Genomic DNA, 21,737 nt, shown 5'->3' with positions numbered 1-21,737 from the left:
CTTAAGCCTTTCCCATTCATTCATCTAAAACAGCTGCCCAGATTAAACACCTGAGTAAGCAGCGAAACCACCATCGATTGGGATGATAACCCCGTTAACAAAGCTTGCGGATTTTTCATCGGCTAAGAAGAGGGTTGGCCCAACCATTTCATCAGCTTCACCGAAGCGACCCATTGGTGTATTGGTAATGATCTTGTTACCACGTGGTTTCAAGGTTTCATGGTCTTCTTCAAACATTAAATCAATGTTTTGGTGAGACACAAGGAAACCTGGTGCAATGGCATTGCAACGTACGCCAACTTTAGAGAAGTGAACAGCTAACCATTGGGTGAAGTTAGAGATAGCTGCCTTAGCTCCTGAGTAAGCTGGGATCTTGGTTAATGGTGTGAAGGCGTTCATTGAAGAAACGTTAATGATATTTGCCCCTTCACGGCCTACCATGTCTTTAGCGAAAACTTGGGTTGGGAGTAAGGTCCCTTGGAAGTTCAAGCTGAAGACAAAGTTAACGCCTTCTGGATCCAAGTCGAAGAAAGTAGTGGTTTCTTCGTCTAAACCTTCTTCATGGAATTCGTTATCCGTAGTTGCACGTGGGCTGTTACCGCCTGCCCCGTTAACTAAGATATCGCATGGGCCGAAGTCTTTATTCAATTCTTCGCGGACAGCTTCTAAGTTTTCCTTGTCTAAAACATTACACTTGTAACCCTTAGCCTTGCCGCCACCTAAAGCGTTGATCTTTTCAGCCGCTTCGTTAGCTGCATCTTCGTTAAGGTCAAGTAAAGCAACATTAGCGCCAGCTTGAGCAAAACCTTCTGCTAACTTAGAAACAATAACCCCACCTGCACCAGTTAATACAACAGTCTTACCTGAAAAATCATGAACATATGGATTGTTTGCCATTTTTTGCATTCCCTCTCTCTTGTTATTTCTTATTTACGGTTCTTAAGTAATTCTTCGTCGTGTGGATAAACGGATTGACCGAAGTCTGGTTTGCGGTCATACTTGTGGCAGAGCGCTTCGTAGAGGCCATTGATGTAGGCAACCCCTAGGGCACGGTCATAGAGGCCATAGCCTGGTGTTTCCGTTTGGTCGCCCCAGATGCGGCGGCCGTGGTCAGGACGGATTGGGCCTTCCCAGCCGTATTTCACTAAGAGGTCCATCATGCTGTAGAAGTCCACGTCCCCGTTAGCAGATAAGTGGCCAGTTTCCATGAAGCCCCAGTCGCCAGCTTGGACGTTACGGGCATGGACGAAGTTGATTCGGTCGCGTTTCAAGGCATATTCCATAATGGCATCAACATCGTTCTTGCCATCTGAGAAGTAGCAGCCGTGGTCCATAGTGATCCCATTGCTTGGTGAATCCACGATATCTAAGAAGCGCTTCACAGCGTCTAGACCGGTAATGATACGTGGCAAGCCAAAGATAGAATAAGGCGGATCATCAGGGTGGATAGCCATTTTCACGCCAGCTTCCTCAGCCACTGGAATAATTTCTTTAAGGAAATATTCTAAATTTTCCCATAATTGTTCTTCATCGACTTCTGCATAGTCAGCGAAGACTTGGGCCATTTCTTCTTTGGTGTAAGAAGCATCCCAACCTGGTAGGCTAAAGTCCCCATTGATTGGGTCCACTGCTTCAGCTTCATCCTTGAAGAAGGCCAAGCAAGTTGAACCATCAGGAAGAAGGTATTCTAAGTCGGTACGGGTCCAGTCAAAGACCGGCATGAAGTTGTAGCATACCACTGGAATTCCGGCCTTACCCACATTGCGGATAGACTCTTTGTAATTTTCAATCAATTGGTCGCGGTTTGCTTTCCCTAATTTGATGTCTTCATGGACAGGGATTGATTCGATAACCGAAATATGCATCCCTTGTTCCTCAACAGACGCCTTTAATTTTTCGATGTTTTCAAGGGGCCATGCTTCCCCCACTGGCACATCATAAACAGCTGTTACGATACCTTGCATGCCTGGAATGACACGGATATCTTCTAGCTTAACTGGGTCATGATGGCCATACCATCTAAAACTCATTTCCATATTTTATCTTCTCCTTTTCACAAAAAACTTGTGGGACTTTGGTTGCCCAAACTTATCCACAGCGTTCTATATTAATTGTACCTTATAAGCGTTAATTATATCAAGTAGACTTGCTTGAAAAGGCCAGTTTTTTGATAGTTTAAATAAATATAATTAGAGCGCTTTCAGAGCAAAAGGATTAGCCTGATATCAGCTAAGCCTTGATTTGACGCGAAAGCGCTTCATATAAGAACATTTTTGCACATGCTTTGGGCTATGAATTTGATGTCGAATCCCAATAATCATCCAGGGCTTTTTGTGCTCTTTTTGTGCTTATCCTAGGGGTTGCTGGGCTGGAATACCTTGCCAGTCAATTGAAAAAAATTCTTCTCACCTTCTCTTCTTTATTTTAATTGACCGACTAGTCAGTCAAAAGTATATGCGCCCGCTTATCTATAATAGTATAAGCCAGGTAAAGATCAGAGAATATCATGACAAGGTACTTTGGGGAGCGGCTTCACCCTTTTGTAATGGTTTCCAGGGGGTAGGTATGCTATACTAGTTAAGAAAAAAGAGTGAGGTGAATCCTATGGCAACATCCAAAGCACAAAAAAAGCGTAACCGCAAAATTCTCTGGTATGTGATTTTGATTATCTTCACCATTATCCAGAGCATCTACCTCAGCAATAAAGAAGATTAAAATTAGCCAGAAGTGAATGGTGTAGGTGAGCATGTGCTTAACGCCTGCTCATAACAGATATTCTATTTATTGGTGAATCATTTTTAATTCACAGCACTAACAAGGTAAAAAGCAGAAGCTTCTAGATTATAAGAGCTTCTGCTTTTTTGTTTTGAATTTAACGAATAAGCTCAGCTGGATAGACTTGTTAGTGTGATCGAAGCAAGGCCGTATGGTGTTTTGAGATTTGGAGTGTCAGCGGCTTAGTTCTTAAAGTGACAAGCCCCAAATTCAAAAGCGCAACGGATGCTCACTAGCACCGTTTCCTTTAATCGCTATCCACCCTACAATTCCTTAGCCTGGCCAAGCTTAATCAAACTTTCCGTGTACAGTTTGAGAAGCGGGATGAGGCTATCAATTTCCACATACTCATCCGCCTGGTGGGCCACTTCAGGGTCCTGTTGAAAATTGGCGCCGAAGCTGATGCAGTTGCCTACTTTCTTACTATAGGAAACCGCCTTGCCGATCAGGGGCGTCTGGCTTTCTTCAGGGAAGTGTTGGGCAAAGGTCTTCGACAAGATCTGGATAGCTGGCCGGTCCGCATCTTCTAGGGTCACCGGGACGTCGAAACTAGCCTGGATCTGCCAATCAGGCAAAAGACTTTGGATCTTCTGCTTCAATTCATCCGAATGCGAGCCATTGGGAAAGCGGCAGTCGACGGCGAGTTTGATAGCGGACTGAGCTCGAAAATCCACCTGACCTAGGTTAAAGGTCAAGGCTCCCATTTCCGGACTGGCATAGGCGATGCCGACTCCTGATCCATCGCTAGGGCTGAAGGTCCGGCCTAGTTCGCTAAAGCTTTCCAAGTCCAGGGCTTCTCCCAGGGTCTGGAAGAGCCGGCTGATAGCATTAATCCCGAGCTGGGGTTCTGAGGCGTGGGCCCCCTTGCCGTCCAGGCGCAAGTGGGTCTCACCATCTTGGTAGCTAACTTGGCCCGGCCAATCTTTCTGATCCAGATAAGTCTGGAGAAGCTCTTGGTAATCACCAGCTAAACGGGCTTGGGCCTGAGAAGGCACCACATTGGCTCCCTCTCCACCTGATAGCTCGAGGACTGGCCCGTAGCCTGCCAGTTCATGGCGGAATTCCCAGGTAATGGCGCCGAATTCCCCTACACAGACAGGAAAGACGCCATCCGGAGTGAAGGCAAAGTCAGGCTGGCCGGCCTGGCGCAAATAGGGCTCCAGGTCTAGCATCTCTGTTTCCTCATCAGAGCCATAGACCAGGCGCAACTGGTTGCGGAGAGGAATTTTGTAGTCCTGGATAATCTTCATGGCATAGAAGACCAAGAGGCAGGACCGTTTCATATCATTGACCCCGCGCCCATAGAGCTTGCCGTCTTCTTCTACCGCTTCAAAGGCGGGCCGGGTCCAATGACTGCCTGCTTGGACCACATCCAAGTGGCTGACCACGCCGATCCGGTAGGGGGTCGCTAACTGTCCGGGCAGGTCAATGGCAATCGCCTCATTAGCATAATTTTGTACAGTCAGGCCTTCTGCTTGGGCGAGCGCTATCATATAGTCCAGGGCGCGCCGGATTTCTTGACCATAAGGCGCCTCGCTGGAGGCTGTAGCCTCGTCGCGAACGGATGGAATGCGGACGAGGGCCTTGAGCTCGGCCAATAAGTCCTCGAAATAAGCGTCATAATTAATGGCTAACATCTGTGCCACCTCTTTCTAATTCATTACAAGAGCAAGTAACGGATCCCAGCATAAATAAGTAAGTGGGCCGGATAGAGAAAGTAGAACCAGCGGCTATTCCCCCGCCCCTTTTCTCCATTATAGTGGTAAATAAGGAAGTAAGCGACCAAAACACCAGGCCCCTCCCAGATCGAAGCCAGGCTTCCAACTAGCGCTTGATAGAAGCGGTTGGACCGGCTCAGATAGAGGAGAACCACCAGGGCTACCCCAAAGTAACCGTAGTCAACTCCCCCCAGCTCAGCGAGGACCATCAAGAATAGAGGCCCGATAACTTTGAGCCAGCGGTAACGGTCTTGTTTTAAGCTGACCAGGGCCAAGAGCGCTGCTAGAAGGGTAAAGAAAACATTCTGATGACTCCAGTCAAGGCTTTGCCGGAAGAGGGCCAGGTCGAAAGGCAGTTCTGAAAGGAGGGCCAAGACCCCAAGTCGCCCGGCATAGGCCTTGACCGACCGGGTGTGGACGAAGCCCTCAATCAGAAGGAAACAAAAAATAGGAAAGGCGATCCGGCCGATCGACCGCATGATGAGGTAGACCAGAGCCAAGCTATCGCTGGACACCGTCAAGAAGTCCAGCCAGGTCACTGGCACCAAGAGCTGGGGCTCTATGAAAACCACTGCCGCATGGTCAATAAACATGGCCAGCATGGCAATCAGCTTCAACTGGGTCCCCGTCAAGGAGAAGATTGGTCCTCTACTGTCATCATCGCACGTGTTTTGCATCTGCTTCCCTCTTTTCCTGAATGGCTTTGTTCTTCTGCTAGTTTTGTTTTATAATGCTCCTATCAAGACATAAAGGAGATGACACGATGGCAAGTGAATATCGTGCCCGTTTAAGGTCCTTACAAGACCGACTGGAAAGCCAGCATGTGACCCAAATCCTAGTGACTGACCCCTACAGCATCTATTATTATACCGGCGTCTTAGTCGACCCCATGGAGCGGCTCTGGCTCCTCATTGTGCCCTATAAAGGACGGCCCTGCCTCGTAGCCAACGAGCTCTTCCGCTTCCAAGTGGATGATATTTTTCAAGTGCTTCGGACCAAAGACCAAGATGACTTCGGCCAGCTGGTCAAGCGCTTGCCCCTAGAGGAAGTGGGAAATTTCGGCATCGATAAGCAGATGACAGCCAACTACCTCCTCCCCCTCATCACGACCTATCCCTTGAGTAACTTCAGTCTGGCCAGCCACTTGGTCGACCAGCAGCGCGGGATCAAGTCTGCGGATGAACAAGTGCTCATGCGCCAGGCTTCCGCCCTCAACGACCAAGCCATGGCCCGCTTAGTAGAAGAAGTGCTTCCCTATGGCCCCAGCGAAATCGAAGCCTGCTAGGCCTTGGAAAAGATCTACCGCGAAGTTGGAGCAGACGGAGGCTTTAGCTTCGAACCCATCGTCGCTTACGGGGCGAACGGGGCCGACCCCCACCACCTGTCGGACCACAGCCGACCTCAAGTGGGAGACGCCATTGTGGTCGACATCGGTTGCCGCCACCAAGGCTATTGCTCGGACATGACCCGGACCTTCTACTACGGCCAGGTCTCAGACAAGGACCGGGCCCTCTACCAGCTGACCCTGGAGGCCCAGGAAGCTGGAATTGCAGCCGTTAAGGTCGGTCAGGCTACTTTCCAAGCCATCGATTCGGCCTGCCGGACCACCATCGCCCAAGCTGGCTACGGCGACTGCTTCATCCACCGGACAGGTCACTTTATCGGCCAGGAAACCCACGAAGCCGGCAACGTCAGCCAAGCCAATACTCAAGTGGTTCAAGCCGGCCAGTGCTTCTCCATCGAACCCGGCATCTACCTAGAAGGCGAAACCGCAGTAAGAATCGAAGACCTAGTCATCGCCCAAGCCGACGGAGTCGAAGTCATCAACCACTACCCAAAAGAACTCACAGTTATTCCTGTAAAGGGTGAGAGGGAGCGCGGTTAGCTTCCTTTCACTGGAGCAAGTCACCAGAGCAGTCTGGAGGACTGCGATGGAGACTTGTGAAGTGACAAGGAAGCTGCGCGACCGAACCCGACTAAGGGTGCGAGCAAGAGCGGTTAGCTTTGGATGCTTGGAGTAAGTCGGAATAAGGGCAAGCCCTGCTTGTACGGTTCCGACTTGCGAAAGCACTCCAAAGCTGCTCTTGCGAACCCAACTAAGGGTGCGAGCAAGAGCGGTTAGCTTTTAGTAATTGGAATGGTGTCAAACAAGGTTCTAGCTGTCTGATTTGCATAGGGCAGTTCTGAGCACAATTGCAGCTGCCATTTTGTACTCAGCAGCTCTGAACGCAAATAACCGCTATCATTTTGCATTCAGCAAGTCTGAGCGCAAATTACTCAACCCCAACTAAGCTGTGAAGGCTAGCGGAAGAAATAAAGGTCTGGAACAAAGAGGATAAGACTGCCTTTAGTCGGTCTTACCAGTCATCCCCTCCTGCCTCGCCACTAAAACCAGAGCTGGGCCTGGTGGAAGAGGCCGCGCAGGTAGCTGATCACGAAGGGACCGATGAACCAGAGCAGGACCAGGGTCACGACAACCAATCCCAGGGCTAAGAAGCGGTAGGCGCCATGCTGGCTATCCGACCAGAACCACTGGCGCTTGCGCTCGCGGTCATAGAAGATTTCATTGGTATCCAGGTCGATCTCCCGCGTTTTGGAATCGACGGCTTCCCGGTCTCGCTTGCGGTCATCCGTCGCGTAGATTGTGGTTTCCTGCTGGTAGTGGGTATCGAATAAGGCTTGGCCTTTCTTTTTGGCGCGTTCTTTTTCCTTGGCGAGTTCCGCCTTGGCCTTGCGGTAGCTTGCGCGTTTCACTTGGTCCCCTCCTCTCTATTTTGGCGTCTAGCCCGCCCCAGTGGACCAGGCAGACACACTTTGCTTTTATTTTACCGACTATGTTTGAATTTTTAACGAACTTTCAAGATATTATTTGACCATTCCCAGCTTTACAATTACATGCTAGAATAGACAAGGAATAAAACGGAAAATATCCTTGCCCATTAAGGAGGACAAAATGTTACAAAACCATTATTTATTTACCAGTGAGAGTGTTACCGAAGGCCATCCCGACAAAATCGCTGACCAGATCAGTGACGCTGTCCTGGATGCAGCCCTCAGCCAGGACCCTAACAGCCGGGTAGCTTGTGAGACCATTGTGAATACCGGCCTGGTTGTGATCTTCGGTGAAATCTCCAGCCAAGCCAATCTCGACTTCCAGACCATTGTCCGCGAGACCGTCAAAAATATTGGCTACACCCGGGGCAAATACGGCTTCGACGCAGAGAACCTCAACGTAATGGTCGCGCTCGACCAGCAATCCCCTGATATCGCGCAAGGGGTCGACCAGGCCCTCGAAATCCGGGATAAAGAAGGCGAAGAAGCGCTCGGTGCTGGGGACCAGGGCCTGATGTTTGGCTTTGCCTGCGACGAAACCGAAGACTTCATGCCCCTGCCTATCCAACTGGCCCACCGCTTGGCCGAGCACCTGGCCTACCTTCGCCACGAAGAGATCCTGCCCTACCTGCGTCCCGACGGCAAGACCCAGGTTACCGTGGAATATGATGAGAACAAGAAACCTGTTCGCGTCGACACCATTGTCGTTTCCACCCAACATGCGGAATCAACACCCCTGGAACAAATTGAAGCTGACATCCACAAGCACCTGATCAAGGAAGTCATCCCAAGCCATCTCTTAGATGACGAGACCAAGTACTATATCAACCCAACTGGCCGCTTTGTTATCGGCGGGCCCAAGGGAGATGCTGGTCTAACGGGACGGAAGATCATTGTGGATACCTACGGCGGCATGGCACGCCACGGGGGCGGCGCCTTCTCCGGTAAGGACGCCACCAAAGTTGACCGGAGTGCTTCATATATGGCCCGCTACATTGCGAAAAACATCGTTGCTAGCCAACTGGCCAGCCGGTGCGAAATCCAACTCGCCTACGCCATCGGGGTTGCCCAACCTGTTTCCATCAATATCGATACATTCGGCACCGAAACCGTGGCCAAGGAGAAAATCACCCAAGCCGTCCGGCAGATTTTTGACCTGTCGCCACGCGGTATCATCGACAGCCTGGACCTGCGCCAAGCCATCTATGAACCCACTGCCGCCTACGGACACTTCGGCCGCCATGCAGAAGGCCCCTACTTCCCTTGGGAGCGGACCGACCGCATTGACGACCTCAAAGCTGCTGTGGACGCCCTGGACTAAGATAAATAAGATAAAAAAGAAAGCAGCTCTCTCCGGTCCAGGTTGGCTAGGGGAGAGCTGCTTTTGTTTAGTAATTACTTTTGAGCATCCGTTTTGCATTTGGACCTGGGCAACTTGCTAAGGAGACCGTCGTTCGCAAGTAGAGCCGCTCCAACTTGCGAATGGAAGCTCCGTTTGAAAGTAGTACCGCCTCAACTTGCTAATGAGGGCTCCGTTTGAAAGTAGCCCCGCTTCAACTTGCGAACCGGACCATCATTCGCTAGTTCAACACGCTTCTCCAAAAAATTTCCACAAAAAACTGCTAGGCAAGGCGATTTATTCCTTGGCTGGCAGTTTTTCCCCTCTATACTAGTCGCGCAATTCGGGATAAGTCGCTTCTAGGTGCTGGCAGAGGCCCTGGATGCCCTTTGTGACCAAATCATAGGTCAGGTCAAAGTTCCCGGTATAATAAGGGTCGGCGATCGGTCCAGGCTGGTCAGTGAAGTCCAATAATTGGTAGACCTTGTCGCTAGTGCCAACAATTTTCTCAATATTTTCGATATTGCTGTCGTCCATGCCAATTAAGTAGTCGTAGCGGTCGACGTCACCGGCTTCCAGCAGGCTGGCATACATATTGTCCGTGCTGATGCCCTTAGCTGCTAACAGATTGGCGGTGCCGGGATGGGGGGCTGAGCCCAGGTTCCAATCTCCTGTCGCTGCTGATTCCACCAAAACCCTATCCTCCCAACCGCGCTGCTTAACTTCCTCGCGCATCAAGGCTTCCGCCATGGGAGACCGGCAAATATTACCTAAACAAATAAAACAAATCTTAACCATAGAACCTCCTAAGTGAAATTTAATCATATTTTCTCATGGGCAATGCTAAAATAAGAGTAAGTCTCTTATTTGACCAATGAATAGAAAGAAGTGAATCACATCCAATGGTTACTGCTTATCGCCGCGCTAGCCGCGCTAAGATTTCCCTAGATGCTATTATACAGAACTACCGAGGGATTAAGCAATCCCTAGCCCCAGGCAAGCTGGTCTATGCCACGGTCAAGGCAGATGCTTATGGACACGGAGCTAAGGCCGTCAGCCAGGCCTTGGAAGAGGCCGGTGCCGATGGTTTCTGTGTGGCCCTAACCGATGAAGCCCTCGAACTCCGCCAGGCCGGCATCCAAAACGATATCATGGTCTTAGGGGTGATCCCAGCTTCCGATGCCCTGGAAATGGCCCAGGCCCAGATCGCCGTGACGGTCAGCCGGATAGACTGGCTAGAAGCGGTGACGGAAGAACTCGAAGCTTGCACTTACCCTGCCCTAGAGATCCACTTAGCTGTTGATTCCGGCATGGGACGGATTGGCTTCCTCGATAGTCAGAGCTTACAGGCTGCCATCGACTGGATTGCCGCTCATCCCAAGGCCTTCACGCTCAAGGGCATCTTCACCCATTTTGCGACGGCAGATAGCCAGGACCCCCAAGGCAAAAGCAAGCAGGCCACCCAAGCCCAAGCCTTCCAAGACATCCGCCAGGCCATCGATTGTAGCCAGCTCCCCCAAGCTCCTCTCTTCCACCAATCCAACAGTGCCATGGCCCTCTGGTATCCGGATGAGACCCTGGACATGGTACGTTTGGGAATTGCCCTCTACGGCGCCAATCCGTCGAACGGGGCAGAAGACCTCCCCTATACCTTGGAGCCTGCCCTCAGCTTGGAGACAGAAATTGCCCATGTCAAACAGATGCATGCTGGCGAAACAGTCGGCTACGGGGCCACCTACACCGCTAGCCAGGATGAATGGATTGCCACCCTCCCTATCGGCTATGCGGACGGCTGGCTGAGAGCCTATTCAGGACTCGAAGTCCTCGTCCAAGGCCAGGCCTGCCCTATCGTTGGCCGGGTCTGCATGGACCAGTGCATGGTCCGCCTCGACCAAGCCTACCCCATCGGCACCAAGGTCACCCTCATCGGTGAAAACCAGGGCCAGGTCATCCGGGCTGAGGACGTCGCCGCTCATGCCGGCACCATCGCCTATGAGACCTTCTGCCTCTTAAGCCAGCGCCTACCCCGGGACTACCAAGATTAAAGTCCTTTAACCGTTTTATCCTTGACTATTAATAGTGGCTATGTTAGATTAATAGCAATAGAAAAGTAGAGATATAGAGGCCGCGCTCACCATCATTAGGAAACGAAAGGGGTCAGCGCCGAAGCAAGCTTGCTTGCTGGGGGCAGTACTGAACAAGGCTGTCACTGTCAAATGAGAAGCCCATTCTTATTTTGGAGGACTTATCCTACTTGGGCCCGTGAACCATACACGCTGACTTTGTATAGGCATACCCAAGTAAGCTAAGATTCCTGAATCTTAGCTTTTTCTATTTTACTAAGCTGTTTAACCATTAAGGAGGAAATCAAATGTCTATTTATAGAGGATCTGGGGTGGCCATTGTTACCCCCTACCAGGATACAGAAGCGCGTGAAATTAACTATGAGGTCTTCCGCCAACTCGTTGAACGCCAAATCGAAGCAGGAACCGACGCCATCATTGTGGCCGGAACAACCGGCGAAGCCAGCAACCAAACCGATGAGGAACAGATTGATCTCATCCGTTACTGTGTAGAAGTTGTCGACCAGCGCGTCCCTGTCATTGCCGGCGCTGGTTCTAACGACACCCGCCACGGAGTCAACCTCTCCAAGGAATGTGAAGCAGCTGGTGCTGACGCCTTGCTCTCTGTTACGCCCTATTATCTCAAAACCAACCAAGAAGGCCTCTACCAACACTTCGCTGCCATCGCCAAGGCAGTAAATATACCTATCATCTTATACGATGTGCCAGGTCGGACCGGCATGGGCATTGCGCCGCAAACCCTCCGTCGCCTCATCGATGACTTTGAAAATATTGTCGGCCTCAAAGATGCGACCGGTAACTTCAACCACGCCGTTGACAACCTCCACTACTGCGGCGACCAGGTAGACGTGTACTCAGGCAACGATGATACCGCTGTACCCCTGATGAGCCTGGGCGGTCAAGGCGTGATCTCTGTTCTGGCCAATATCGCCCCTAAAGAAGTCCACGACATGATCCACGCCGCCCTCGACGGCGACTTCGCCAAGGCCCGCGAGCTCCAAGCCAAGTTCAAACCTCTAATCGACACCCTCTTCTGCGAACCCAACCCCATCCCCGTCAAAGCAGCCCTAGCTATCCAGGGCTTCGAAGTCGAACCAACCCGTCTCCCCTTGGGCCAACCCCAAGCAGAAACTGTGAATAAATTAAAAGAACAAATGGATGAACTCGGCCTTTTAAACAAATAGTATGACTTTCAGCCAGCTTTTCCAGCTGGCTTTTTGCTTGGAATGGAGTGATTTTAGCTGCTTATTTTTAACTTCACTAACTTGAATAAAATCGGTTTTAGTATAAAATAGTATCTATCATATACAACAATTGGAGGCTTAAACTAATGACCGACCGACAAGTCCCCTTTCGAATTAAAGCAACCGCGATGGATGAAGACTTCATCGACCAATATAACCGCTCTTCCTTCCACCGCCATGAGCTCGTTTTTGTCACTAAGGCGCTGCGGATCACCGTCAACCAGCAGTCACTTGAAGTCGAGCCCAAGCAAATCATCGTCATTCCTTCAAGCATTGACCTCAAACTCGAGGCAGGCCAACACTACGCTTCCCCTCAATTCTATGGCTATGTCCTCTCCATTGGGGACAACTATCTCGATGAGATCAACCATACCTTCATCGACACCACTGACCTCATCCAGGTCTTCAGTCAACTGCGCATCCTCCCCGTGAGCGAAAATAACTGGCAAGTCTTCCTCGACCTCTTCGGCCAGCTCAAACAAGTTCAAGCGGAAAAAGCTACCCTCTACCAGCAGAAGATTATCTTCCACCTGGCTAGCCTACTCTTCCTCGAAACCTGCCAAATCTACCAGTCGCCCAACGACCCCCTGCTCCACGAACATACCAAGCGCGACCAACTGGCCAGCGACATCAAGCAATACGTCGACGACCACTTCAACGAACCCATCACCCTCCAAGACACCGCCAAACGCTTCAATATCTCGACTTCAACCGTCAACCGTATCTTCCAAAAATACTACCACGACACCCTCTACCAATACCTCATCACCAAGCGCCTCAGCTACGCCCACGACTGCATCAAAAAAGGCCAATCCATCAGCCACTCCTGGAAAAACGCCGGCTTCAAAGACTACAGCAACTTCTACCGCTCCTTCATCAAACACTACCATTACAGACCACACGACGCGAAATAAAGGGTGTGAGGGCGCGCGGGTAGCTTCCTTTCACTGGAGCATAAAGCCAGAGAAGGTTGAAAACCTTCGACGGCTTTATGTGAAGTGACAAGGAAGCTGCGCGCCCGAACCCGACTAGAAAGGGTGTGAGCAAAGGCGTTTAGAAAGGGATGACTGGAGGCAAAAGAGACAAGAGCGGCTTCGGCCGGTCGGTCTCTTTTGCTGAAGTCACTCCCTTTCTGCCTTTGCGAACCCAACTAGAAGGGTGCGAGAGGATGCGGGAGAAAGGGACCTCTGGAGCAAAGAGCCAGAGAAGACTGCAAGTCTTCGACGGATCTTTGTGAAGAGAAGCTATTTCTGCATCCTCGAACCCGACTAAAGGGTGTGAAGGCTAGCGGGAGAAATAGACCTCTGGAGCCAAAAGCCAGAGAAGGCTGAAACCCTTCGACGGATTTTGGTGAAGAGGAGCTATTTCTGCTAGCCTGAACCCGACTAAGGGTGTGAGCAAGTCCCTGTACAAACAGATCAATCCACAAGCAAAAGCTCTGAGTGTGGATTGCCATCAGCCAAGCCACACTAGAGGCCCCCCAATGTGGATTGACAACACCCGGCATTCAAACTATCCCCAAAAACAATTTTTAATAAGATAAATATAAAAGCTAGCGCCTCGCTAGCTTTTTTCATTATACTAAGCCAGAGGATCTTGCCAGCAGCGGTCCTACTTGCTAATAAGAGCTCGGTTCGCAAGTTGCCGCTGCCCGACTTGCTAACAAGACCCCCATTCGAAAGTCAACACTACCCTACTCGCAAACAAGACCCCCATTCGAAAGTCAACGCCACCCTACTCGCAAACAAGACCTCCATTCGCAAGTCGCCGTCACCCTAAGCCTACCCTCCAACTCCATATAAGATACAAAAAGACCTATCTCCCGCCATTCAAGGTCGGGAGATAGGCCTTTCTATCTTTCTTTAAGTCAATCTTATTGGAAGACCATGCCGCCATCGGTCACAATGATTTGACCGGTAATATAGTCCGCTTTTTCTGAGGCGAGGAAGGAGACTAAATTAGCCACATCTTCTGGTTCTTGGGTGCGGCCGAGCGCAATATTGGCCACCTGTTCCTTGAAGGTCTCCCCTCTTTCAGCGCCAGTCAGTTCCGCGAATTTTTCATCTAGGCGGTCCCACATGCCGGTGCCAGCGATCCCTGGCGCATAAGCATTGACGGTAATTCCATCATCTGCTAATTCCTTGGCTGCGGTCTGGGTCAGGCCACTCACCGCGAATTTAGTCGCTGAGTAGGCACTGAGCATTTCAAAACCTTCGCGTCCCGCAATACTGGAGGCATTGATAATCTTACCTTTAATGCCGAGTTCCTTCATCTGCTTGGCTGCGGCTTGGATCCCGTAGATGGTCCCCTTAATATTGATATCGAAGAGCGCCCCCAGATCTTCCTCTTCCAGATCGATCAGCGGTGCCACTCGCCCTTCAATCCCGGCATTATTAACAAAAACATCTAAACGGCCAAATTGGTCCACCGCATAAGCCGTCAGGTCCTTCTGATCTTGGAGCTTGCTGACATCCGCTTCCTTAATAGCTGCCTCGATGCCTTGGTCTGCAAATTCTTTCTGGGTAGCTTCTAAGGTCTCTCGGTCGATGTCCGCTAAGACCAGGTCAAAGCCATCCGCCGCTAATTGCTGGGCGATAGCCTTGCCTAAGCCCTGGGCCCCACCTGTAATCACTGCCACTTTCTTCTCTGACATAAAATAAATTCCTCCTTTTCTTGACTTAGCTTAAGTATAACAATTTCGGAACCGAAATAAAACTCAAAGCCCTCGACCCAAATTCAAAAGCGAAACAGATTCCCCTCCCAAAACAAAAAAGCCTCCAAAGACAAGTCAATGTCCTTGGAGGCTCTTCAATTTCTACATATTTAATTGACGTTGTAGGTTGGCGATCACAGCATCGGCAGCGACTTCCTGGTCCTGGGTTAGGGACTGGTAGAGCTTAAAGTAGAAGCGGGCTGTCTTCATATTGCCCAGTTCTACTGCTGCTTGGGCCATGTTGACCAACTTGCAGAGGGCGGCATCGGAAGGGAATTGGTCCAACTTGTAGTCTTGGAGGATCTGTGCCACTTCCTTATTGGTCGAGGGCTCTTCAACTTCCAGGCCCTCTTCCTTGAGCGATTCGAGCAGGTCGGTCGCGCCCTCATTCTCCTTCCAACGCAGGCTAATCTTAGCAAAGTTCAGGGCAGCTTCTAAGTCCCCCTTGCCGGCGTAGAATTTCGCTAAGCAGGCATAACCTCGGGCCAAGGCTGACCGTTCGATTGAATACTTCAGGCCTTTTAGGATCATAGCATAGGCCATGCCGTACTGGTCCATATCCAGGTAGAGAGCCGCCAAGTCATAGATCATCGCCACTTGGTAAGGATGCCAGAGCAGGGCCTGTTGGTAGGCGTCCGCCGCTTCCTTGCGCTCATTAGCCTGGAGCAGGACCTTGGCATAGGTCTGGTAGATCTTGCTGAAGTCGCGGTGGGTCGGCAAGAGCTGCATGCCCGCTTCTTCGTGGAGCAAGAATTCAAAACGCCCCACCAAGTCAAAGATACTCAAGTGACGCTGGCCAGGTTTAGGATTGTACTGGTCAAAGTCAGAATCTAGGCTACGGATGAAGTCTTCCATGGCAAAGCGCGCCTCTGTCACCTCACCCGCCGCTAACATCTCGTCGATCTTAGCCATTAAGATATTGTCGGAGTGCTTGTCCGAGTCATCATAACGCTTGCGATTCTTCAAGGTCTCTTCAGGATAAGCTTCATAGAGCAGGTCCTCTAATTTCGAAAGGAATTCTTCGTTACGGATCAGGACAATATTTTCCACCAATTTTTGGCCCACTTCGCTAATGGCCTGGCTATAATTGCCCACAAGTAATTGTTCAATTTCTTTTAGTAAATGTTCTTGATCTTGATTCATAATATTTCCCCTTAATTCGGAATAATGATTACCGGTCAAAGACACCAGTAATTATTGTAATCGGCCCTTGGTCAAAGTTCAAGGCTGGGCATAGGGTCAGTGATGCCTTTTACCGATCACTCTTGATTAATCATCCAAGGGCCCAGCAGGAAAGCGTTCCTCCAAAGATTCCTCCATCTCTTCCAGAGACATCACTTTGACAAAAGAGTCTGGGGTAAAGCGGGGCTTATAGTCCGTTGGAAAGTCATCAAATTCTGCCGAATTAAAGAGGTATTTTTGCTTCTCGTCATCGGATAGGGTCCGGAAATAAGCCATGGGAATCATGTCATCGGCCAAGCGATTATTGGCCAGGCGCTTGATGAAGTGTGTAATATTCGAGAGGTCGTAATAATAAGCGTAATAGAGGTCAGACTGGCGCTGGTCAACTGGTGTCATGGTGAAGTCCACTAAGAGCTTTAAGAGAGCCTGTTTTTCTAAGATTTGTCGGTTATTGAAGCCCTGGAAGCTCGTCCGCAGCATATAGGGCTGGTCCAAGTTGACCTCCGCTAGCTTACTGTCATCATCATAAATCTTCAAGACACGAAAACTCTCGCCCTCCCACTCCTTGGTCGTCACATAATAATTCTCAATGAAAGCCAAATGATTCAAACGGGTATATAATTCATCCAAACGCATGGTCTCGCCTCCACCCTCCTAGTCAAGCTATTGAAACGCTAACAGTCTTATTATAACAGACTCTGCAAGGAATAACCGCCAAAAGCGCTAGTTTATTTATTTGATCAAAAGTACATTGGATGGCCAACCCGTATTCACAGCAAGTGACTAATTGTGCGAGTGAGCATCCCTTCCGCTTTTGAAATTGGCCTTTAGAGGACTACACTTCCCATAAAAAAGAGGCCTGCTGGGGCCCTTTTTAGTCTTTATTCGCTTTGACGACCGCAAACCAGCGCCGGTCAACGATCCCGCGGTTGTTGGCTAAGCCGCGTTTCTGGACGCCTTCTTCCTGGTAGTCGCAGGCTTCTAAGATGGCTTGGTTGGCCTGGTCCTCCACGTCAATTCCTACTTGGACCCGTTCCGCTTGAACAGCGTCGAAGAGGAAGTGGGTAACTGTCCGGACCGCTTCCGCCCCCAATTCGGTGCGCTGGTCCGACTGGGCGAAGAGAAATTCCAGTTCACAGGTCGCAATCTTTTTAACGATCCGTTTCACGTGGATTTCACCAATAAGGGCCTGACTAGCTTTGTCTTCCACCCCCCAGCGGTAGATTTTATCGTTAGTGCGCTTGGGCTGCCAGTGTTCCAAGAGCTTCTTGGTGGTACGCTTGGACTCATGGACACCCCAACTGGCGTACTGGGTCAGCTGGCTATCCCCTGCCCAATTCTGATACATCTGTTCATAATCAGACACATCAAACTTGCGTAAGAGCAAGTTCTGTGTCTCAATGGTCTTTGTTCCTTTGTGATTCATACAAGTTTTTCCCCGATTCCGGCTCAGTCGAAGCCTAAATATTCATTGTCACGGCTTATTATAACATAAGTTCCAAACATTTGGCCTAAGATCCTGACTTAACTTGGTCCCGGTAGCGGGCCAGTTGCAAGTATTCTTCTAGGGTCAACCCATATCGCTGGATAAAGGCGGCGTGTTCTCTGCCGACATAGCGGTAGTGCCAGGGTTCAAATTCATAACCCGTAATGGCTTCGCGATCCTTGAGATAGCGCAAAATGAAGCCATACTTATGGGCATTATCGGCCAACCACTTGGCCGCTGGATCCTCAACGAAGCTGTCATCGAGGCCTCCACCCTGGTCCAGCCAAGCCTGGCTCAACCAGTCGAAGGCCAGACCCGTCGCATGTTCCGTTGCCCGCTCCGGTGCGATGTAGGCATCCGTCATCCGCTCGGCTTCTTCCCTGGACTTGCCCTGGTTGAGATAGGTCTCATATTGGTGCTGGCGGTTGTAGGCCTGGGATTCGATGGAGCGGAAGGCCGAGATGGTGCGCAGGTCATAGCCCGCCGCTTGGGCATCGGCCATGAGGGCTTCCAGGTCCCCTTGGAGGCGCTGGTCATAGACTTGACCTTCTGGCGTCTGGGCAGCTTCAAAATCCGGTTCCTTATCTAGGAGCGCCTGGCGGTTGACAAGGATCAAGCGCCAGTCCTTGGGGTCGATAGAGTCAGGCATCTCAGCAAGGACTTGGTCTAATTGGCCTCCGAACCTAGCCTCCAATTGGTCAGCGCCCGCTACCTGGAGCTTACCCTGGCTGGGGCGTTCATTCGCTTTCAAGGTAGGCACTTGGTTGGTCAGCTTGGCCTGACTCTCAAAAGCAGACGACCGGTCCACAAGTCCCAAAACCACTACCATTCCGGCTAAGAGGATCATATAGACCATCTGTCTCACACGTTTAAAGCCCTCTCCTGTCATCGCACCCGCCTCCTTAAGTCTTACTTCCTATTATAACAGTCTTTAGTCCCAGTCGAAAGCTTTTTAAACCAGGCAAGGCTAGGCAAACTATGGTACAATAATGAAGAAATTATGAGAGAACGGAGCGATGAAGATATGGAGCGCCAAGACCTAGCCCATGCCCAACGCCTAGTATTCAAAATCGGAACCAATTCCCTATTAACAGACCAAAACACGATCGACTACCCGCGCATCGACCGGCTCGCCTTCACCCTGGCTAGCCTCCGCCAAGCCGGCAAGGAAGTTGTTCTCGTCAGCTCAGGTGCCATCGGGGTCGGCTGTGTCCAACAAGGGATCGCCCAGCGCCCCCAAGCCATCCCCGAACAACAAGCCCTGGCTGCCTTGGGTCAAGTCACCCTGATGAGTATCTACAGCCGCTTCTTTGCTTATTACAACCAGGATGTGGCCCAGATCCTCTTAACCCGGGACGTCATGGACTATCCGGAAAGCCTGAAGAACTGCCGGAACAGCCTGGAAGTTCTCCTAGCTCAAAAAGTTATCCCCGTCATCAATGAAAATGACGCAGTCGCTGTCGACGAACTGGACCACCAGACCCGCTTCGGGGACAATGACACCCTATCTGCTCTGGTTACTAATATTGTTGAAGCCGACCTCTTAGTCCTACTTACGGATGTCGATGGCTTCTATACCGCTGACCCCCACTCCGACCCCCAAGCCCAAAGAATCAGCCGGCTGGAAGGCATCAGCCAAGACAACTTAGACCAAGCTGGCGGCAAGGGATCCAGCTTCTCAACCGGTGGCATGACCACCAAACTCAAAGCCGGCAAGTTGGTCTTGGACCAGGGCCGGAGCATGGTCATCATGGGCAGCCAGGAACCCGCCGATATCTTCAATCTTTTAGCAGGAGAAGATATTGGTAGCCTGGTCTCCGCCCGCCAATCATCCCAAAAGGAGGAAAAATAAAATGGACATCAAAGACCTTGAAGTCATGGGCCAGAAAGCCCAGACCGCTGCCCGCCAACTTGGCCAGGCCAGCAGCCAAAGTAAAGAAGCCGCCCTCTTAGCCATGGCAGACCAACTCCGCCAAAAGCAGGCAGCCATCCTCAAAGCCAATGCCCAAGATATCGCCAGGACCCGGGACCAAGGCCGGCCCGACAGCTTTATCGAACGCATGACCCTGACCGAAGACCGGGTGGAAGCCATGGCGCTCGGCCTGGAAGATGTGGCTCGCCAGCCCGACCCCATCCACGAAGTTATCACCGGCTGGACCACCCCCCAGGGCCTAGACATCGTCCAAAAACGCGTCCCCCTCGGCGTGATCGGCATTATCTACGAGTCCCGGCCTAATGTCACCGCCGACGCCGCAAGTCTCTGCTTTAAGACGGGGAACAGCGTCATCCTGCGCGGAGGTAAGGAAACCCTCCAATCCAACCTAGCCATCGTGTCGGCCCTCCAAGCGGGACTCGCTGACGTTGACCTGCCCCAGGACGCCATCCAATACATCGATGACCCAGACCGAGCCTTGGCCACAGCCTTCATGCAGCTGGACCGCTATATCGACTGCCTGATCCCCCGGGGGAGCGCCAACTTGATCCAGAGCGTGGTCCAAAACGCCACCATCCCCACCATTGAAACCGGTGTGGGCAACTGCCACCTCTACGTCCACCAGTCTGCCGACTTAGATGAAGCCGTCCAACTCTTCATCAACGGCAAGGCCCAGCGCGTGTCTGTCTGCAATGCCCTGGAAACTTTAATCCTCGACCAGGAAATTGCCAAGGACTTCCTGGACCAGGCCCGTCTCCTAATTGAGCAAAACGGGATCCGCCTCCACGGTGACCAACGCACCTGTAGCCTGGTCAAGGATGCCATTCCAGCCGAAGAGAAGGACTATGCGGAAGAATACCTGGACTACGATATTGCTGTTAAGATCGTCGACTCCTACCAGGAGGCTATCGACCATATCCAGACCTACTCCAGCAAGCACTCCGAAGTCATTGCCACAAAGGACTACCAAGTGGCCCAAGACTTCATGAACGATATCGACGCGGCTTGTGTCTATGTCAACGCCTCCTCTCGTTTCTCCGACGGCGGCGTCTTCGGCTTTGGCGGCGAGATCGGCATCTCCACCCAGAAACTCCACGCCCGCGGCCCCATGGGACTCAAGGCCCTGACCTCCTACAAGTACCTGATCCAGGGTCAGGGGCAGATCCGGGAATAGCATGTCAGTTTATAGCATTCAAAAAGGCATCACTTGAATTCTTCTCAAGCCATGCCTTTTTACTGTTATTTTAATGACGAGAGTCCACTTTACTGAGGTTTTTGCCGTTAATTTTTTTCAATCGAATAGGAAATCTGAACATTATATTTTGATTAAATTAAATATAAATTAACCAAAATTCTTGAAAGCGCTTTTTATGCTTGTTATATTGAATGTGTAAGGAACTAATAGCAACTGAAAGGAGCAGTTATATATTTAAACAGAAACTATTACTCTCAAGTGCCGTTGCCTTTTTACTTTCACCAATTGCAGTAACGGGAGTACAAGCAACAACCGTTCAGCCAAACGATTCTATCACTCAGCATGTATCCGAAGGTCAAAAAATAACTGAGTATTACAGTTTTACAAACCATGAATTTTTCGAAACTGCGAAAGAGCTTGGTTACGACCTTGAAGAACCAATAAATGATCCGAACTATGATCCTAATGAACTCAATACAATCCAGCCTGTGACAACAAGTTTTAGATCTGGAAGTATACTGGATCAAACTACTGTTACCCTATCACCAGAGGTTGTCAATAAAGTTAAAAATATTGGTGTAGGGGCTGGTTCATTAATACTAGCCGCAAAACTACCTGGCGGTTGGAAATTAGCACCTCAGATTGCTAATGTAATAATAAGTCAGGTTGATGCTACAAGGCCTTTACAAGTTTCTTTAGTCCTACAACGAACTGCAAATGGAGCTCAATGGTTTGCTACTGGTTATCAATGGGTGTAAAAAATGAGTAAGAAAAAAAAGAAAAATATCTATACAGCGATTATAATGGGCGTCTTAGTCTTCCTCAGTAGCCCAGGGAGTGCAAACGCAGTCTTTATATCGGAAACCTCCCTCAGAATTTTAAAAATTTTGCTTGTTCTTCTCTGTTTCTACTTATTAATTAAGCTAGAAAAATCGTAAGTCCTTTACTAGTCTTCAACTCTCTTACTTAAAAAGAATTTGAAATAAAATTTCCAATCTCTATTGCAAAAGGAGGTCCTATCAATGACCAAGCGGTGATTGATAGGGCCTCCTATTTTTCTATATAATTAAAGTTTAAGAAGAATCTATTTAGCCATTTATTGATGAGCAAGAGTGGAGCTCGAGTTTGATCGTTAGCCATGAATAAGCAAACGAAGCGAATTAGGGAGAGTTGGCGCAAGCCTTACTCTCCGTTTGAGTCTCGTTAGGCGAGAGACCGAGGCTCGAGCTGGTGCCA

The 21,737-nt window shown here is 50.3% G+C and carries 20 protein-coding genes and 1 riboswitch; of the genes, 9 read left to right on the top strand and 11 right to left on the bottom strand.

Features of this window, described 5'->3' with window-relative positions:
• Nucleotides 1–42 precede the first annotated feature (42 nt).
• From QP339_RS07170 to QP339_RS07155, 4 genes are all read right to left on the bottom strand, one after another.
• On the bottom strand, nt 43–897 hold the full coding sequence (locus QP339_RS07170; protein WP_070619282.1) for an SDR family oxidoreductase: 855 nt from the start codon (nt 895–897) through the stop codon (nt 43–45).
• A 29-nt stretch (nt 898–926) separates the two neighbouring features.
• On the bottom strand, nt 927–2,036 hold the full coding sequence (gene uxuA, locus QP339_RS07165) for a mannonate dehydratase (protein WP_070619179.1): 1,110 nt from the start codon (nt 2,034–2,036) through the stop codon (nt 927–929).
• A gap of 1,002 nt (nt 2,037–3,038) precedes the next feature.
• A complete protein-coding gene (locus tag QP339_RS07160) occupies nt 3,039–4,412 on the bottom strand; it encodes a Sapep family Mn(2+)-dependent dipeptidase (protein ID WP_284910968.1) in 1,374 nt (457 codons plus the stop codon).
• Between the two features lie 23 nt (nt 4,413–4,435).
• Complete coding sequence (locus tag QP339_RS07155; RefSeq protein WP_284910967.1) at nt 4,436–5,170, bottom strand: TraX family protein; 735 nt, start codon at nt 5,168–5,170, stop codon at nt 4,436–4,438.
• 86 nt (nt 5,171–5,256) lie between these two features.
• On the opposite strand from QP339_RS07155, the gene QP339_RS07150 reads away from it, so the two are divergent.
• Together QP339_RS07150 and QP339_RS07145 are read left to right on the top strand one after the other, a co-directional pair.
• The gene (locus QP339_RS07150) at nt 5,257–5,778 is read left to right on the top strand and encodes an aminopeptidase P family N-terminal domain-containing protein (protein WP_284910966.1); all 522 of its coding nucleotides are present in this window, start codon (nt 5,257–5,259) and stop codon (nt 5,776–5,778) included.
• Between the two features lie 3 nt (nt 5,779–5,781).
• Nucleotides 5,782–6,378, top strand: coding sequence for a M24 family metallopeptidase (locus QP339_RS07145; RefSeq protein WP_284910965.1), 597 nt, complete (start codon nt 5,782–5,784; stop codon nt 6,376–6,378).
• A 500-nt stretch (nt 6,379–6,878) separates the two neighbouring features.
• Here the strand turns inward: QP339_RS07145 and QP339_RS07140 are convergent, their stop codons facing one another.
• Complete coding sequence (locus QP339_RS07140; protein ID WP_284910964.1) at nt 6,879–7,247, bottom strand: hypothetical protein; 369 nt, start codon at nt 7,245–7,247, stop codon at nt 6,879–6,881.
• Between the two features lie 199 nt (nt 7,248–7,446).
• On the opposite strand from QP339_RS07140, the gene metK reads away from it, so the two are divergent.
• Nucleotides 7,447–8,646 carry a methionine adenosyltransferase gene (gene metK / locus QP339_RS07135; protein ID WP_284910963.1) on the top strand — a complete coding sequence of 400 codons (1,200 nt, stop codon included), beginning with the start codon at nt 7,447–7,449 and terminating at the stop codon, nt 8,644–8,646.
• Nucleotides 8,647–8,994: 348 nt separating this feature from the next.
• Here metK and QP339_RS07130 read toward each other — a convergent pair whose 3' ends face one another.
• Complete coding sequence (locus tag QP339_RS07130; RefSeq protein WP_284910962.1) at nt 8,995–9,462, bottom strand: low molecular weight protein-tyrosine-phosphatase; 468 nt, start codon at nt 9,460–9,462, stop codon at nt 8,995–8,997.
• A gap of 104 nt (nt 9,463–9,566) precedes the next feature.
• On the opposite strand from QP339_RS07130, the gene alr reads away from it, so the two are divergent.
• The 3 genes from alr (at nt 9,567) to QP339_RS07115 (ending at nt 12,906) form a co-directional block, all read left to right on the top strand.
• Nucleotides 9,567–10,709: an alanine racemase gene (alr, locus tag QP339_RS07125; protein ID WP_284910961.1), complete on the top strand. Its 1,143-nt coding sequence runs from the start codon at nt 9,567–9,569 to the stop codon at nt 10,707–10,709.
• Nucleotides 10,710–10,775: 66 nt separating this feature from the next.
• A riboswitch (Lysine riboswitch) is annotated at nt 10,776–10,918 on the top strand.
• Nucleotides 10,919–11,035: 117 nt separating this feature from the next.
• On the top strand, nt 11,036–11,932 hold the full coding sequence (gene dapA, locus QP339_RS07120) for a 4-hydroxy-tetrahydrodipicolinate synthase (protein ID WP_284910960.1): 897 nt from the start codon (nt 11,036–11,038) through the stop codon (nt 11,930–11,932).
• Between the two features lie 146 nt (nt 11,933–12,078).
• Complete coding sequence (locus tag QP339_RS07115) at nt 12,079–12,906, top strand: helix-turn-helix domain-containing protein (protein ID WP_284910959.1); 828 nt, start codon at nt 12,079–12,081, stop codon at nt 12,904–12,906.
• A gap of 959 nt (nt 12,907–13,865) precedes the next feature.
• Here QP339_RS07115 and QP339_RS07110 read toward each other — a convergent pair.
• The 5 genes from QP339_RS07110 to QP339_RS07090 form a co-directional block, all read right to left on the bottom strand.
• Entirely contained in the window at nt 13,866–14,645 is a 780-nt protein-coding gene (locus QP339_RS07110; RefSeq protein ID WP_284910958.1) for an acetoin reductase, read from the bottom strand.
• A gap of 162 nt (nt 14,646–14,807) precedes the next feature.
• Nucleotides 14,808–15,848, bottom strand: a complete 1,041-nt coding sequence (locus tag QP339_RS07105) for a tetratricopeptide repeat protein (protein WP_284910957.1) — start codon at nt 15,846–15,848, stop codon at nt 14,808–14,810.
• 126 nt (nt 15,849–15,974) lie between these two features.
• The gene (locus QP339_RS07100) at nt 15,975–16,523 is read right to left on the bottom strand and encodes a hypothetical protein (protein ID WP_067972573.1); all 549 of its coding nucleotides are present in this window, start codon (nt 16,521–16,523) and stop codon (nt 15,975–15,977) included.
• Between the two features lie 238 nt (nt 16,524–16,761).
• Nucleotides 16,762–17,313: a GNAT family N-acetyltransferase gene (locus QP339_RS07095; protein WP_070619148.1), complete on the bottom strand. Its 552-nt coding sequence runs from the start codon at nt 17,311–17,313 to the stop codon at nt 16,762–16,764.
• A gap of 85 nt (nt 17,314–17,398) precedes the next feature.
• Nucleotides 17,399–18,262, bottom strand: coding sequence for a M15 family metallopeptidase (locus QP339_RS07090; protein WP_284910956.1), 864 nt, complete (start codon nt 18,260–18,262; stop codon nt 17,399–17,401).
• 111 nt (nt 18,263–18,373) lie between these two features.
• Here QP339_RS07090 and proB point away from each other — a divergent pair, with 111 nt between their 5' ends.
• The 3 genes from proB (at nt 18,374) to QP339_RS07075 (ending at nt 21,259) form a co-directional block, all read left to right on the top strand.
• Nucleotides 18,374–19,225, top strand: a complete 852-nt coding sequence (gene proB / locus QP339_RS07085) for a glutamate 5-kinase (RefSeq protein ID WP_284910955.1) — start codon at nt 18,374–18,376, stop codon at nt 19,223–19,225.
• 1 nt (nt 19,226) lies between these two features.
• Complete coding sequence (locus tag QP339_RS07080; protein ID WP_284910954.1) at nt 19,227–20,480, top strand: glutamate-5-semialdehyde dehydrogenase; 1,254 nt, start codon at nt 19,227–19,229, stop codon at nt 20,478–20,480.
• Between the two features lie 212 nt (nt 20,481–20,692).
• The gene (locus tag QP339_RS07075; protein WP_284910953.1) at nt 20,693–21,259 is read left to right on the top strand and encodes a hypothetical protein; all 567 of its coding nucleotides are present in this window, start codon (nt 20,693–20,695) and stop codon (nt 21,257–21,259) included.
• Nucleotides 21,260–21,737: the final 478 nt, after the last annotated feature.

Origin of the sequence: Aerococcus sp. UMB7834 (assembly GCF_030215145.1) — a bacterium.
Classification (GTDB): Bacteria; Bacillota; Bacilli; order Lactobacillales; family Aerococcaceae; genus Aerococcus.
Note: the sequence above shows the minus strand (reverse complement) of the source record. Positions and strands in the feature narration are given on the sequence as shown.

Bases quoted from the DNA above. Each gene is read 5' to 3' on its own strand.
- QP339_RS07170 (WP_070619282.1), bottom strand. From the start codon at position 897: ATGGCAAACAATCCATATGTTCATGATTTTTCAGGTAAGACTGTTGTA.
- uxuA (WP_070619179.1), bottom strand. From the start codon at position 2,036: ATGGAAATGAGTTTTAGATGGTATGGCCATCATGACCCAGTTAAGCTA.
- QP339_RS07160 (WP_284910968.1), bottom strand. From the start codon at position 4,412: ATGTTAGCCATTAATTATGACGCTTATTTCGAGGACTTATTGGCCGAG.
- QP339_RS07155 (WP_284910967.1), bottom strand. From the start codon at position 5,170: ATGCAAAACACGTGCGATGATGACAGTAGAGGACCAATCTTCTCCTTG.
- QP339_RS07150 (WP_284910966.1), top strand. From the start codon at position 5,257: ATGGCAAGTGAATATCGTGCCCGTTTAAGGTCCTTACAAGACCGACTG.
- metK (WP_284910963.1), top strand. From the start codon at position 7,447: ATGTTACAAAACCATTATTTATTTACCAGTGAGAGTGTTACCGAAGGC.
- QP339_RS07130 (WP_284910962.1), bottom strand. From the start codon at position 9,462: ATGGTTAAGATTTGTTTTATTTGTTTAGGTAATATTTGCCGGTCTCCC.
- alr (WP_284910961.1), top strand. From the start codon at position 9,567: ATGGTTACTGCTTATCGCCGCGCTAGCCGCGCTAAGATTTCCCTAGAT.
- dapA (WP_284910960.1), top strand. From the start codon at position 11,036: ATGTCTATTTATAGAGGATCTGGGGTGGCCATTGTTACCCCCTACCAG.
- QP339_RS07115 (WP_284910959.1), top strand. From the start codon at position 12,079: ATGACCGACCGACAAGTCCCCTTTCGAATTAAAGCAACCGCGATGGAT.
- QP339_RS07110 (WP_284910958.1), bottom strand. From the start codon at position 14,645: ATGTCAGAGAAGAAAGTGGCAGTGATTACAGGTGGGGCCCAGGGCTTA.
- QP339_RS07105 (WP_284910957.1), bottom strand. From the start codon at position 15,848: ATGAATCAAGATCAAGAACATTTACTAAAAGAAATTGAACAATTACTT.
- QP339_RS07100 (WP_067972573.1), bottom strand. From the start codon at position 16,523: ATGCGTTTGGATGAATTATATACCCGTTTGAATCATTTGGCTTTCATT.
- QP339_RS07095 (WP_070619148.1), bottom strand. From the start codon at position 17,313: ATGAATCACAAAGGAACAAAGACCATTGAGACACAGAACTTGCTCTTA.
- QP339_RS07090 (WP_284910956.1), bottom strand. From the start codon at position 18,262: ATGACAGGAGAGGGCTTTAAACGTGTGAGACAGATGGTCTATATGATC.
- proB (WP_284910955.1), top strand. From the start codon at position 18,374: ATGAGAGAACGGAGCGATGAAGATATGGAGCGCCAAGACCTAGCCCAT.
- QP339_RS07080 (WP_284910954.1), top strand. From the start codon at position 19,227: ATGGACATCAAAGACCTTGAAGTCATGGGCCAGAAAGCCCAGACCGCT.
- QP339_RS07075 (WP_284910953.1), top strand. From the start codon at position 20,693: ATGTGTAAGGAACTAATAGCAACTGAAAGGAGCAGTTATATATTTAAA.